This is a genomic window from Methylomonas sp. DH-1, from assembly GCF_046097555.1.
Taxonomy (GTDB): domain Bacteria; phylum Pseudomonadota; class Gammaproteobacteria; order Methylococcales; family Methylomonadaceae; genus Methylomonas; species Methylomonas koyamae.
The window spans coordinates 1,578,089-1,591,746 of sequence record NZ_CP143089.1 but is presented as its reverse complement, the minus strand read 5'-3'; the positions used below and the strand labels follow the sequence as shown (position 1 = coordinate 1,591,746).

The window sequence follows — 13,658 nt, the reverse complement described above, 5'->3', positions numbered from 1 at the left end:
GCGACGTCAGATGGGTAATAAACCATGCGGCTCGCGAGAGCGCTCCAGCCGGCCAGTTTGGCAAAGCGGCCGGCGAATGAAAAGTTCCCAACGGCAAAAAGGAATAAACCCTATTGCCGCAACGGCAACTGCCGGTTGCGGCCGAATCGATGCCCGCTAACGGTTTGGTTTGTGCCTGCGGCCGGCCGGCATTACTCAGATTTGCCTGCGGCTTTAAATCGGTGCCGCAAAAAAGCCCCGGTCAAGGGGCTGTTTCGGTTCAAAAAACGCTAAAACGGAATATCGTCGTCGAAATCGTCGTAAGCGGCCGGGCCGGATGGAGCCGGGCTGGCGGCACCGCCGGCCGGACGGTTGTCGTAGGCGCTCGGCGCCGGCGTGTTGCTGTCGGCGTAGCTGGCGGTACCGCCGCTACGGCTATCCAGCATATGCATTTCATCAGCCAGAATTTCAGTGGTATAGCGATCCTGTCCATCTTGTCCTTGCCATTTCCGAGTACGAATCCGACCTTCGATGTAAGCCTGGCTACCTTTTTTCAGATATTCGCCGGCGATTTTCGCTAGTCCGCGATAAAAAACAACACGGTGCCATTCGGTTTCTTCCTTGCGCTCACCAGTCTGTTTGTCTCTCCACCTACGACTGGTTGCCAGAGTAATATTGGTAATCGCATCACCATTCGGCATATAACGTACTTCCGGATCGGCGCCGAGGCGGCCGATCAGCATAACTTTGTTCAGCATGGTTGTCTCCGTGTGTTGTTCAGCAGCAGCCTAACGCCATTGCTGTAAAAATTGGTTGAGTTGGTCTTTATCCAGCCGCTGGCTGTCGACCTTGAGATAAGCCGCCTGTTCTTCGAAATGCAAGCGCACTTCCTCGACGCCGGCAATCGCCAGCAATTGTTTGGAAAACTCGCTACCGCGTTCGGCGGACACGCCTTGCAACGGCAGCAGCAGATTGGCCCAATAACGCGGCGGCGACATGAAGGCAGCGATCAAAGCCCAACTGGCGGCCACCCCGGCCGAGAACAGGAACACGGCGGCGGCGCCGTGTTCGCCGTACAACCAACCGCCGGCCGCGCCGCCCAGGAAGGCGCCGAGGAATTGGCCGCTGGAGTAAATCCCCATCGCGGTACCCTTCAAATCGCCCGGCGCGGTTTTCGAGATCAACGACGGCAAGGTCGCTTCCAGCAAATTGAAGCCGCAGAAGAAAATCCACAAACAGGCGATCAGGCCGACCAGTTGGCCGTGCAACGCCACGAAACCGAGGTTGGCGACGACCAGGGTCGCAATGGCGCCGAGAAACACCGGCTTCATTTTGCGTTTCTTCTCGGCGATGATGACGAACGGAATGATGCCGGCCATCGACGTCACCAACACCGGCAAATACACCATCCAATGGCTGCCGCCATGCAGGCCGGCGTCGCGCATCAGCAACGGCACGACGACGAAGCTGGCCATCAGGATCAAGTGCAAGGCAAAGATGCCGTAATTCAAGCGCAGCAGTTCGGGATTGGTAATGACCGTGCTCAACTCCGACGGGATGTATTCGGCGTCGCGGTGGGTGCTGATCTTTTCCGGGTTGGGCACGACGAACAGAATCACCAGTATCGCCAGCGCCGCCAGCAAGGCGATCATCCAGAAAATGCCGGCGATGCCGAATTGGTGGGCGATGATCGGGCCCAGCGTGATGGCGACGCCGAACGAAACGCCGATGCTGGCGCCTATCGTCGCCATGGCTTTGGTGCGGTGTACTTCCTGAGTCAAGTCGGCCAGCAACGCCATTACCGCCGCCGAAATCGCCCCGCAGCCCTGCAAGGCCCGGCCAATCAGCACGCCGTAAATATCGGTGGCCAAGGCGGCCCAGACGCTGCCGGCCACGAACAACACCAAACCGATCACGATCACGGTCTTGCGGCTGAAACGGTCGGACAGCAGGCCGAACGGAATCTGCAAAATGGCTTGGGTCAAACCGTAAATACCCATGGTCAAACCGACCAGTTTTGGCGTGGAACCGGGCATTTGTTCGGTAAACAACGACAATACCGGCAGCAGCATGAACAAACCCAGCATTCTAAGCGCATAGATACTGGCCAGCGACACGGTCGCCCGTTTCTCCGTGGCCGTCATCGGACTGGTAATATCCTGAACCTGTGTCAAACCCTTAACTCCTCTTTGCCTTGGTATGGTTTAAGCCGCTTATAGTACCAGCTTCTCGCCGGCTTCCTCCAGCGCCAACCGGTGAAATCGGCCGCCTGCCGGGCGCGGATTTCCGGCAGGCTGTGCTTTATCGGCGGCCGCAGCAGGCGATATACTCTGTCCACCTGTCGGACCAAGCCGGCTCGGCAAACTCGCTTAACGCACTCATTTCCCGGAGGGAAGCCATGACCCGTTTTACCCTTGCCCAATTCGCGGCCTTGCTGCTCAGCGGCAGCCTGCTCGGCGCCTGCTCGTTTTCCACCAGTTCGGAAAGCGCGTTCGACAGCTCGAAAGGCTTGTTCGACAGCGCTTCCAGCCCGTTCGCATCCAGCTCCGATTCGTCCGGCGACGCCAAGGAAAAATACGAATCGGACGTCGCCGATTACACGGCCGATTTCGTGACCAGCTCCAGCGGCACACTGGACAGCTTCCGGGTCCGGCTCGGCGAATTGGCGGAGAAACACGGTATCACCGATTGGGAGAACGACCGCTATACCTACCTCGGCATCGGCCGCGGCCTGCGCCAGGCCAAACTCGGCAAACCGCAAATCTCGGCGTTCAGCGAGAGTTTGAGCCGGAACGATCCGATGAAAAAACAAGCCATCGAAGACGGCCTGAAAAAATAACCGCCGCCGGCATGTTCGGTCTCCGCCGCTTTGCGTTGTGCTGGCGCCTGGCATTGTGCGTGCCGGGCGCCGTCGCTGCGGGGCCGGCCGCGGCGCAGACCTTCGATTTTTTGTACATCGAAGCCAACGAGGGCAATGCTAGCGGCGGCCACGCCGCGCTCCGTTTCGGCGACCGGGTTTACCATTTCCAACACGTCGAACCGGGGCTGCTAAGGCTGTACCGCGACGACTTCGCCGCGTTCCGCTTTGCCTACGCCGACCAACAGAACCGCAGCTTGCGCGGCCAGCGCATCGAAGTCGCCGCCGAGGTTTACCAAGCCTTACAGGAAGCGTGTCAGCGCCGGCTGGCGCAACAAAACCGGGAATTGGGCCAACTGCGCGACTTGCAGGAAGACTTCGAGCTAAGCTTAAGCCTGAACGCTGCCGAGCCGGCGCCGCCTCTGCAATTGCGCGCCCTGGGCTACTTTCTGGATAACTACCGGCTCACGCCGCTTCCCGCCCTAGCCAACGACCGCGGCGACAGCCCGGAACTGGCCGAATTACGCGACATGGCCGCGCAACATTATGGCCCGGAGTTTCTGGCACAAAAGCGCCAGGCCCTGTGGCAAGAGTTGCAGACCCTCTCCCCCAGCGACCTTAACGAGCCCGCCCTGCGCCCGGGCCAGTTGACTTTCGCCCAACATTATAAAAACCGGCTGCTGAATCTGGCCGCACTCGACGTGTTGCTGGCCGCCTTACCGCCGCGCAGCGATGCCTGGTTGACAGCGACCGACGCGCTGTTCCGACTCAGCGCTGCGCAACGTAACGCGCTCCGCCAATACCGCGACGCGACCCGCGCCGACCTGGTCCGGCTACTGAACAGCGAGCGGCCGGACTGGGGCTATCCGTTATTGGTCGGCATGGCCCGGCTGCACACCCTGCAACAATCCCTGGCCAGCGGCCATCTGACCGTGTTGGACCGGCGCAGCGCCGACGCCGACCCGTATGCGCCGGCCGTCGACTTGCCGGCCGCGCTGCAGTATTCCCGGCAATTATTGAACGCCGCCAATGCCCAATTGGCAGCCCTTGAACCGCTGGACGAACGCAGCTACGCGGCTATCGAACACAGCGCCAATGCCTTGTTCGCTTTGCTGCGTGCCGAAACCGAACCCGGTGCCGCCGCCCTGCCCCGCTTCAGCAATACACCGGACAAAGCGGCGGTCGGCGATGGGCCGCGCGTTCCGCTGCCGGCCGCCGTCTCGGCCGCATACCGTGCCGGCGCCGCCAGGCGCTTGGCCGATTACCGGCAACAACTGTTCGAACGCTACGCCTACCATTTGTGGCAACGCAACTGCGTCACAGAGATTTTTCAACTGCTGAACGCGACCGTCGCCGCCCTCCCCGAAGCCGCGGCCTCAGCCGATCCGATCCAATCCGCCGAGCATGCGCTGGGCGCGTATCTGGACGGCGCTTTTCCGAATCCGATCCCGTTCGCCGCATTCGACCGGGTCGGCGCGCACTACCGAACCGTTGCCAGTTACCAACTGCCGGCCTACCGCGAGCGGCAGATTCGGGCGCGTTACCGGACGCAGCCGGACTGGTGGGTCGATCTGCAGGAATCGAACAGCCTGAGCTCGTCCTTGTACCGCTGGCATGACCAAGACGCCGCCTTCGTGTTTTTTACCCAGGATGCGGTCTGGCCGCGGCCGCTGCAAGGCGGTTTCAATTTGGCGGCGGCGGCGCTGGAAACCGGGTACGGCCTGCTGAGCTGGCCCTGGGACCAAGGCTTTCATATTCTTAAAGGCCTGAAAGGCGGGGCGGTCAGTATGCCGGAGCTGTTGTTCTTCAACATCCGCAAGGGCTCGTTTCCGCAGTTGTTGCCGGATTTCAAGCCCGGAGCGGGTTGAATGGCCGGCGAGACATTTTCGCAAGCGCTGGTGGTCTTGCCCGGCATCACCGCGGACCGGGCGGCCCGGCGCCATCTGCTGGATTACTACCGCAGCCGCAGCCCATACCGCGTGTTTCTGCCTGATTTGTGCCAATATTTCGGCATCGGCTTTGCCGCCCGGCAACTGAACCTCTATTTCGACAGCCACCAACTGAGCCGCTACCAACGCTGCCACTTCATCTGTTACATCTCCGGCGGTTTCATTTTGCGCCGCGCCCTGGCGCAACGGGCCTTGCCCAACCTGGGCCGGGCGGTCTACGTCCGCTCGCCGGCCCAGGAACGGGTGCCGGAACTGTCGTTACGCCGCTACGGCCCGTTGCCGCTATTCAAGTTCGGCAAAGTGTTGCTGGATCTGGCCGGCGACCGCAAAGACCGCTGGCCGGAGCCGGCCGCCGACTTCGAGCGCCGCCGCAGCGACCCCCGGTTTGCGCTCGCCGCAGGCCGCCCGACGCTGACGACGCCGCTGAGCCACGACCAGGTATATAGTGACGACACCTTACTCGGACACATGCTGCAATTCATCGAGTCCGGCCGTTTCCCGCCGGCATAATCTTGGGTACCGACATGATCATCGACGGCCATCGCCATATCGTGGACAGTTTCGAGCCGATTCTGGCGGAAATGGACGCCTTCGGCATAGACAAGACCGTACTGGTCGGCATCGGCGTCCGCGATCTGGGCCCGGTGACGATTGCCGACTCCTGGGTGTTTCGCTGGCATTTTCTGTTTCGGACCCTGGGCATGTTGAAGGCGCGACAACTGGTGGCGTCGCCGACTTTCCAACACAATCTGTTACCCCATCCGCGCAACGATGCGGTGTTGGCGGCTATCGCGCAACGGCCGGACCGCTTCCTGGGTTTTGCCTTCATCAACCCGGAATCGGCCCCAGCCGCGGACGAATTGCAGCGCTGCCTGGCGCTGGGCATGTGCGGACTTAAACTGGCCTTGGTGCAATATCCGACCGATCTGAGCGGCGGCAAAATGGCCGCGCTGTGCGAAATCGCGGCCGGACACGGCATCCCGGTGTTTATGCATCTGGGTTTGACCGCAGCCAGCTCCCGCGCCGAGGCCTTGGTTAAGGCCTTTCCAAAGCTCCGATTCATCATCGCCCATGCCGGGGTACAATGTTTCGCCGAGACTCTGGCGTTGGCCCGTAGCTGCGACAACGTGTTTGTCGACACCTCCAGCTACATCGCCACCGCCGGCAAGATTCGCCAGTTGTGCGCCAAGCTGGGCGCCGGCAAATTGATTTTTGGATCGGATATTCCGGTGATGTGCGGCGGCTTGGCCGAGGCCTTGAACAAAATCGACGCGTTGACCCTCCCCGCTTCCGAAAAAGCCAAAATCCTCGGCGGCAATCTGCTCAACATTTTGCCGTCCGTCTCCACCCCAACTCGGTAAAACCGATGCGCACGCCATTGATCTCCATTCTGTTTTTTCTGATCGCCTCGGTCGCCGGCGCCGCCGGCCAATATCTATACAAATCCGGCGCCGAAGCGGCCAACGCCGGCATCTGGTCTTATTTATTGAATCTGAAACTGTGGGCCGGCGTGACCTGTTATATCGCGGTGATGGTGCTGTTCATTGCTGCGTTTAAACGAGGCGGCTCGCCGGCGGTGTTGTATCCGATCTACGCCTCGACTTTCATCTGGGCGGCCGTGTTCGGTTGGCTGTGGTACGGCATTCCGATCAAGGCCGTCAACGTCGCCGGCATGGCCTGCCTGGTGTTGGGCATGTTGCTGATGGGGCTGTGATCAGGCCACCAGCCGCAGAAAATAATAAGTCAACGGCGCCACCAGAATCAGGCTGTCGATCCGATCCAGCAAACCGCCGAAGCCGGGCAGCCAACTGCCGGCATCCTTGACGCCGGCCTCGCGTTTGATCGCCGACTCGAACAAGTCGCCCCACACCGAACCGAGCGCGATCAGCGGCGGCAAGCCGATCAGCAGCAACCAATACGAGCTTTCCGGCAAGGCGAAGCTCATCAAACCGGTACCCAGGTAAGCGCCGAGCAAATTGCCGAATACCCCTTCCCAGGTCTTGTTCGGACTCAAGGCCGTCAGTTTGTGCTTGCCGAATAACGAGCCGACCGCAAACGCGGCATTATCGCTAAGCGCCACCGCCGCGCCGATCACCAACAGCACGCCGTCGCCGCCGGGAATGTAGCGGCCGATCAATACCAGATGCGCCAGCAACCAGGCGATGTAAGCCCAGCCGAACGACGACAAGGCCAGTTGCTTGATGCCGGTACTGACCGCTTGAAACGCCAACGGCTGCGCCACCGCGACCAGCAACAGCAGCGGCGCCAGCAGATAAAACCCGTCCAGCGAAGCCAAACCGACCGGCACCGCGGTGATGCCCATCAGCTTCAGCACCCGCCGGTAATGGCTGACCAAACCGACCAGTTCGCCATACTCGCGCAAGCCTTGCAACGTCATGCCCAGCACCAAAACGCCGACCGCCAGCGGACCGCCGAACACCGCGCCCAGATACAGCGGCGCAATGATGGCCCAGGTCCGCCATTTGACGAACAAACCCTGGCGCAACAGATCGCGGCCGTGCTTGCGCAACACCCAGACGATCAACAACAGCGACAGGCCCAACAGCCAACCGATCCGCTCGGCGGCCGGCACGAACAAAGGGTGAAGCAGCGGATTAGCGATCAACGTGGACACGGTCGATTCTCCTGTGGGCGGTATTCAGATTAGTGGATTCAAGCATTAGCGTTCAGATACTGCGCGGCGCGGCGTACCCGCAGCACGCAGGTTACAACGCTACCCAGGGCAATGATGGCCAGGGCCAACGCCATCAAACCGTACCCGGCAGCGCCGAAGTGCGGATGCCAGCCATCCGGGGTAAAACCGAGGTAGGCGCAGCAGACGATGACGATGGCCATCCGCATCGGCTTGGCCATCGGCCCGCCGAAATCGCTCGGCGCACCGACGCTGCGCGCCGCGACCCGCACATAGGCGGTGAATACGGCAGCCAAAGCCGCGGCGTAACCCAACAGCTCGTGGCCGCCGGCGCTGAAACCGGCTCCGGCCAGAATCAACAGATCGGCAACCCGGTCCGGAATTTCGTTGTACAAGGCGCCGACCGGCGAAGCCTTGCCCCACTCCACCGCCACCATGCCGTCCAGCATATTGCATAACAGGCGCGAGCCGACCAGCAAACCCGCCGCAATCCACAGCGCGTGTTGGCCGATGCCTTCGGTTGCGCGGGTGGCAGCCAGTGCGGCGGCCGCCAGCGCCGCGGCGCCGACCCCGGCCAGCGAAATCGCATTGGCGGAAATGTTGGCCTGCGCCAGCCGGCGCGCCAAGGATTTGGACCAACCCAATTCCCGGGCGGGAACGTGGCGGCGGTCGGCGTTTGCGGGTTCTTGGTTCATGCCGGAGTCTCCAAAGGTTGGGCGGAATCGGGTTGCTGTGCGGCGATCAAGGCCGCCAAGCGTTGGTGTAGCAGATCGGTCGCTTGCTGTTTATCCATATTCGGCTCGATTGGAATCGCCGCACCGAAACAAACGCTGACCGGGCTGCGCCGCGGCCAGTGCGCGCCTTTCGGCAGAATCCGGTGGCCGCCGGACACCGCGACCGGCAACACCGGCACGCCCAATTCCGTGGCCAGATAGCCGATGCCGGGTTTGAACGGCAACAATTTCCCGTCCGGCGAGCGGGTGCCTTCCGGGTAAATCAGCAGCGACCAGCCGTTGTCGGCCAGTTCGCCGCAGTAGTCCAGGCTGCCGCGAATCGACCCTTCGCGGCTGAAGGCAAAGGCATTGATCGCCAACTGCAGCAAACAGGCGACCGGGCGGTTACGGAAAAAATAGTCGGCCGCCGCCGCGATGCACAAGCGCCGCCGCACCGGCCACGGCAGCGCCCGCAGCAGCGACAGCGTATCGACATGGCTGGCATGGTTGGCGATGAACATCACCGGAAACTGCACCTGCTGCAAATGTTCCAGACCTTTGACCTGGAACGAACTGCCGACCAAGCCTTGCAACAGCGGCAATAAAATCCGCTGTATCCCGCCGCGGATCGCGACGGCCGGCGCAGCGAGCGGCCAGCTCGGGAAACGCACCTTCTTGGCGGCGCGCTCGCTACGGCCCAGCAGTGCCTTCAATTCGCCGACTTCGCGAATCGCGATCAATTCGGCGTCGTCGCAAATGATGCCGAGTTGGGCCTCGATCAATCCGGCCAGTTCGACCCGAGTCAACGAGTCGCACCCCAAATCCAGCACCAAGTCGGTTCGGTCGTCGATGCTCTGCACCTCGACCCGGCAGACGTTAGCCAGCAATTGTTCCAGCGTAGTCGACCCATTGCCGGCAGCGAGGGTCTCGGCGGCGACGTCCTGGCTGGGTTCGGTATCGATAAAGCGGGCTTTGACCTTCCAGCGTTGGATTTTCAGCAGCGGGGTTCTGGGAAAATCGCCGCTCCAGTAACGAATGTCGGAAATCCGTTGATGCGGCGCCAGCGCGGCGTTGGCGTTGCGCACCGCATCCTGGCCGCGGCGTTGCCGCTCCTCATCGGCCATGTTTTCCGGAAAACTCAAGATCGCGGCGATGCCTTGGCGGCCGTGGCGGTCGAGCAAATCGGTAACCATGCACGCGCCGATGCCGGGCTGTTTGGCCAGCTCCAATTCGATGTCTTCCGGAAACACGTTCAGGCCGTTGGCCAGCACGATCATGTCCTTGCTGCGGCCTTTGATATACAGTTCGCCGCGGGCGCCGAACGCGCCCAAATCGCCGGTGCGGTAACCCTCGGTATCGCTGAATACTTGCCGGGTGGCTTCCGGATTTTGCCAGTAGCCGCGGCTGACGTTGGCGCCGCGCACCAGGATTTCGTCCTGCTCCGACAAGGTCACGGTGACGCCGGCCACCGGCCAGCCGACTGAACCCGGCATCCGCTGGTCGTAGCGGTTGACCGAAATCACCGGCGCACATTCGGTGGTGCCGTAGCCTTGAATCACGCGCACGCCGAGCAATTCCCACTGCCGTTCCAGACTGGCCGGCAACGGCGCGCCGCCGCTGACGAAAAAAACCGGCGTGCCGGCCAGCGCCGGGAACAGGCGCTGCGCCAAGGTCCGGCGCCAGGCAAACGGCACCCGCTCGGCGATTCGCCACCATAGCCGCCAGCGCTGTTGCCCGCCACTGGCGGCAATCTGCTTTTCCAGCGCATGCCAGACCAATTCCAACATCTGCGGCACGGCGATGACGCCGTCGATGCGCTTGGCTTCCAGTTTGCGCATCACCACTTCGGACTGAAAGTTGCCGGCGTAATAAACCGTCGCGCCCAACAGCAGCGGCGCGAACAATCCGGCCGTCTGTTCGAACAGATGCGACAGCGGCAACAACGACAGAAACCGCAGCGGCCGCTGCGTCGGGTAAATGTCGCGGATGGCGTTGACGCTGCTTAAAATATTGCGGTGGCTCAACACCACGCCCTTGGGGTTGCTGGTGGTGCCGGAGGTGAAGACGATTTCGGCGATGTCGTCCGGCTGCGGCCGGTATTCGAAACCGGCCTGTTCCGCCGTAACGGCGGCCAAGTCGGCGACAGCCAATTGCGGCAATGCCGAATAGTTGGGAATTTCGCCGTTGCCGAGCACGGCCCGGGCTTGGGTCGATTCGGCGACGCGGGTAATGAATTCGAGCGGCAGATGCGGATCCAGCGGTACCGCAATCAAACCGGCCTTGAAACAGGCGAAGTATGCCGCGACCAATTGCGGATTGGGCTGGCCGCGCAGCAGCAAGCAAGTACCGGGAGCGAAACCGTATTCTCGAACCAACCGGCCGGCGATCCGCTCCGCTACGGCGAGCAAGCGGCGGTAGCTCCAGCAGTCGTCGCGCAACCCTACCCGGCCGACCAAGGCAATCCGCTCCGGATATGCCGCCGCCGCGTGTTGCAGGAGATCGAACAGATTCGTGACATGGGTCATGGCAAACGGCCGGTTGCAGGATTGGCTGCATCTTAGCCAGCGTCGCCGGGAAATGTCCACACGATTCTGCCGGTATCGGCTGGTCGCCATGAAAGCGCTACTTTCCCTATACCGCTAAAGCCTCGTATAGTATCCGGCTGTTAAAAATTCCAGGAATTTACCGCAGTGGACACCATCAGCATACGCGGCGCCCGCACCCATAATTTAAAGAACATCGACATCGATCTGCCGCGCGACAAGCTCATCGTCATCACCGGTCTATCCGGCTCCGGCAAGTCGTCGCTGGCCTTCGATACCATTTACGCCGAAGGCCAACGCCGCTACGTCGAATCGTTGTCGGCCTACGCCCGCCAATTCTTGTCGATGATGGAAAAGCCGGACGTCGACCATATCGAAGGCTTGTCGCCGGCGATTTCCATCGAGCAAAAATCCACCTCGCACAACCCGCGCTCGACGGTCGGCACCATCACCGAAATTTACGACTACCTGCGGCTGCTGTACGCTCGGGTCGGCATTCCGCGCTGCCCGGAACACGGCGTGTCGTTGCAGGCGCAGACCGTCAGCCAGATGGTCGATCAAGTGCTGGCGCAACCTGAAGGCGAGCGCTGGATGCTGCTGGCGCCGGTCATCAATGACCGCAAGGGCGAACATGTGCTGTTGCTGGAGGATTTGAAAGCCCAGGGCTTTTTGCGTGCCCGCATCGACGGCGAAGTCTACGAGCTGGACGAGCCTCCTACCCTGGATCTGAAGAAAAAGCACACCATCGAGGTTATCGTCGACCGTTTTAAAATTCGCGACGACATTCAACTGCGCTTGGCCGAATCCTTCGAAACCGCGCTAAGGCTGTCGGAAGGCTTGGCGATTGCCGCGTCGATGGAAAACGACCAACAACTGCTGTTCTCCGAACGCTACGCCTGCCCGCACTGCGGCTACAGCCTCAGCGAACTGGAACCGCGCATCTTTTCGTTCAACAACCCGAAAGGAGCCTGCCCCAGTTGCGACGGCCTCGGCGTGCGCCAGCATTTCGATCCGCAATTGGTGGTGCATAACCCGGACATCAGTCTGGCCGGCGGCGCGGTGCGCGGCTGGGACCGGCGCAATGCCTATTATTACCAAATCATTTGCGCGCTGGCAGCGCATTACAATTTCGATCCGGAAGCGCCGTTTGCCAAGATTCCGCGCGACGTGCAGGCCATCATTTTGTATGGCAGCGGCAACGAAAATATCGAATTCCAGTTCCAGATGGGCAACGCCAAACCCAAAGTGTCGCGCCATCCGTTCGAGGGCATCATTCCCAACATGGAACGCCGCTACCGCGAGAGCGATTCGCAAATGGTGCGCGACGAACTGGCCAAATACCTGGCGCAACAGACTTGCTCGGTCTGCGACGGCGCCCGTTTGAACATCGGCGCCCGTAACGTGTTTGTCGAAGACCAGCCTTTGCATCACATCACCCGTTTCCCGATCCGCGACGCGCTGAGCTTTTTCCAGACCTTGACCATCGCCGGCCACCGCGGCGAGATCGCCGCCAAGATTAATAAAGAGATTCAGGAGCGGCTGGAGTTTTTGGTCAACGTCGGTCTGGATTATCTGACGCTGGACCGCAGCGCAGATACGCTGTCCGGCGGCGAAGCCCAACGCATCCGCCTCGCCAGCCAGATCGGTGCCGGTCTGGTCGGCGTGATGTACGTGCTGGACGAACCGTCGATAGGCTTGCATCAGCGCGACAACGAACGCTTATTGAACACGCTATTCAGATTGCGCGACTTGGGCAACACGGTCATCGTGGTCGAACACGACGAAGACGCGATCCGCGCCGCCGACCACATCGTCGACATCGGCCCCGGCGCCGGCGTCCACGGCGGCCAGATCGTCTCGCAAGGCACGCCGGCGCAAATCCTGGCCGACGCCAACTCGCTGACCGGCCAATACCTGTCCGGCGCGGAAACCATTGCCGTGCCGAAGAAGACCACGCCGAACGATACTGCCCGGCAATTGACGATCAAAGGCGCCTCCGGCAACAACCTGAAAAACGTCACCGCCAGTTTCCCGGTCGGGCTGTTGACCTGCGTCACCGGTGTCTCCGGTTCCGGCAAATCTACCTTAATCAACGACACGCTTTACAGCCACGCCGCCCGCGTCATCAACGGCGCCAGCTGCATCCCGGCGCCGTGCGAGGCCATCGAAGGCCTGGAGCAATTCGATAAGGTGGTCGACATCGATCAAAGCCCGATCGGCCGCACGCCGAGATCGAATCCGGCCACCTATACCGGGATTTTCACGCCGATCAGAGAGCTGTTTTCAGCGGTGCCGGAAGCACGCTCGCGCGGCTATAACCCCGGCCGCTTCAGCTTCAACGTCAAGGGCGGCCGCTGCGAAGCCTGCGCCGGCGACGGCGTAATCAAGGTGGAAATGCACTTTCTGCCCGACATCTTCGTGCCTTGCGACATCTGCCACGGCAAGCGTTACAACCGGGAAACCCTGGAAATCCGCTACAAGGGCAAGACCATCCACGAAGTGCTGGAAATGACCGTCGAAGACGCGGCGGCGTTTTTCTCGGCCATTCCCAGCCTGGCTCGCAAGCTGCACACCCTGATCGACGTCGGCTTGAGTTACATCACCCTCGGCCAGAACGCCGTGACCCTGTCCGGCGGCGAAGCGCAACGGGTCAAGCTGGCGAAAGAGTTGTCCAAGCGCGACACCGGCACCACGCTGTATATCCTCGACGAACCGACCACCGGCCTGCATTTTCACGACATCAAGCAATTGCTCAGCGTGCTGCACACCCTGCGCGACCACGGCAACACCCTGATCGTCATCGAACACAACCTGGACGTGATCAAGACCGCCGACTGGATAATCGACATGGGCCCGGAAGGCGGCAGCGGCGGCGGCACGTTGGTCGCGGAAGGCACGCCCAAGCAGATCGCCAAGCACAAGAGCTCGCATACCGGCAAGTATCTGAAGCGGTTTTTCGAGTAA

General features: G+C 61.4%; 11 protein-coding genes. 6 read left to right on the top strand and 5 right to left on the bottom strand.

What is annotated here, in order from left to right; genetic code table 11:
• Positions 1-269 precede the first annotated feature (269 nt).
• Both ssb and VXJ35_RS07640 read right to left on the bottom strand, forming a co-directional pair.
• Entirely contained in the window at positions 270-737 is a 468-nt protein-coding gene (gene ssb, locus VXJ35_RS07645) for a single-stranded DNA-binding protein (RefSeq protein WP_064021121.1), read from the bottom strand.
• Between the two features lie 30 nt (positions 738-767).
• A complete protein-coding gene (locus VXJ35_RS07640; RefSeq protein WP_408953931.1) occupies positions 768-2,153 on the bottom strand; it encodes an MFS transporter in 1,386 nt (461 codons plus the stop codon).
• Between the two features lie 224 nt (positions 2,154-2,377).
• Here VXJ35_RS07640 and VXJ35_RS07635 point away from each other — a divergent pair, with 224 nt between their 5' ends.
• Genes VXJ35_RS07635 through VXJ35_RS07615 form a run of 5 tightly spaced genes read left to right on the top strand, consistent with a single transcriptional unit; the run spans position 2,378 to position 6,499 of the window.
• Positions 2,378-2,818: a putative lipoprotein gene (locus VXJ35_RS07635; RefSeq protein WP_064021119.1), complete on the top strand. Its 441-nt coding sequence runs from the start codon at positions 2,378-2,380 to the stop codon at positions 2,816-2,818.
• An 11-nt stretch (positions 2,819-2,829) separates the two neighbouring features.
• Complete coding sequence (locus tag VXJ35_RS07630) at positions 2,830-4,704, top strand: hypothetical protein (RefSeq protein ID WP_064021118.1); 1,875 nt, start codon at positions 2,830-2,832, stop codon at positions 4,702-4,704.
• Complete coding sequence (locus VXJ35_RS07625) at positions 4,705-5,295, top strand: hypothetical protein (protein WP_064021117.1); 591 nt, start codon at positions 4,705-4,707, stop codon at positions 5,293-5,295.
• Positions 5,296-5,309: 14 nt separating this feature from the next.
• Positions 5,310-6,146, top strand: coding sequence for an amidohydrolase family protein (locus VXJ35_RS07620; RefSeq protein WP_157198115.1), 837 nt, complete (start codon positions 5,310-5,312; stop codon positions 6,144-6,146).
• Positions 6,147-6,151: 5 nt separating this feature from the next.
• The gene (locus VXJ35_RS07615; RefSeq protein ID WP_054763535.1) at positions 6,152-6,499 is read left to right on the top strand and encodes a hypothetical protein; all 348 of its coding nucleotides are present in this window, start codon (positions 6,152-6,154) and stop codon (positions 6,497-6,499) included.
• Here VXJ35_RS07615 and VXJ35_RS07610 read toward each other — a convergent pair whose 3' ends face one another.
• Genes VXJ35_RS07610 through VXJ35_RS07600 form a run of 3 tightly spaced genes read right to left on the bottom strand, consistent with a single transcriptional unit; the run spans position 6,500 to position 10,766 of the window.
• Positions 6,500-7,420, bottom strand: coding sequence for a phosphatidate cytidylyltransferase (locus tag VXJ35_RS07610; RefSeq protein ID WP_157770262.1), 921 nt, complete (start codon positions 7,418-7,420; stop codon positions 6,500-6,502). It lies immediately after the preceding gene.
• Between the two features lie 38 nt (positions 7,421-7,458).
• The gene (locus VXJ35_RS07605; protein WP_064021114.1) at positions 7,459-8,133 is read right to left on the bottom strand and encodes a CDP-alcohol phosphatidyltransferase family protein; all 675 of its coding nucleotides are present in this window, start codon (positions 8,131-8,133) and stop codon (positions 7,459-7,461) included.
• Complete coding sequence (locus VXJ35_RS07600) at positions 8,130-10,766, bottom strand: AMP-binding protein (protein WP_082880836.1); 2,637 nt, start codon at positions 10,764-10,766, stop codon at positions 8,130-8,132. The genes VXJ35_RS07605 and VXJ35_RS07600 overlap by 4 nt, the downstream gene beginning before the upstream one ends.
• A gap of 75 nt (positions 10,767-10,841) precedes the next feature.
• Between VXJ35_RS07600 and uvrA the strand changes: the two genes are divergently transcribed.
• A complete protein-coding gene (gene uvrA / locus VXJ35_RS07595) occupies positions 10,842-13,658 on the top strand; it encodes an excinuclease ABC subunit UvrA (RefSeq protein WP_064021112.1) in 2,817 nt (938 codons plus the stop codon).

Excerpts from the sequence above, each read along its gene's own strand:
- ssb (WP_064021121.1), bottom strand. The coding sequence starts at position 737 with ATGCTGAACAAAGTTATGCTGATCGGCCGCCTCGGCGCCGATCCGGAA.
- VXJ35_RS07635 (WP_064021119.1), top strand. The coding sequence starts at position 2,378 with ATGACCCGTTTTACCCTTGCCCAATTCGCGGCCTTGCTGCTCAGCGGC.
- VXJ35_RS07630 (WP_064021118.1), top strand. The coding sequence starts at position 2,830 with ATGTTCGGTCTCCGCCGCTTTGCGTTGTGCTGGCGCCTGGCATTGTGC.
- VXJ35_RS07625 (WP_064021117.1), top strand. The coding sequence starts at position 4,705 with ATGGCCGGCGAGACATTTTCGCAAGCGCTGGTGGTCTTGCCCGGCATC.
- VXJ35_RS07620 (WP_157198115.1), top strand. The coding sequence starts at position 5,310 with ATGATCATCGACGGCCATCGCCATATCGTGGACAGTTTCGAGCCGATT.
- VXJ35_RS07615 (WP_054763535.1), top strand. The coding sequence starts at position 6,152 with ATGCGCACGCCATTGATCTCCATTCTGTTTTTTCTGATCGCCTCGGTC.
- VXJ35_RS07605 (WP_064021114.1), bottom strand. The coding sequence starts at position 8,133 with ATGAACCAAGAACCCGCAAACGCCGACCGCCGCCACGTTCCCGCCCGG.
- VXJ35_RS07600 (WP_082880836.1), bottom strand. The coding sequence starts at position 10,766 with ATGGCGACCAGCCGATACCGGCAGAATCGTGTGGACATTTCCCGGCGA.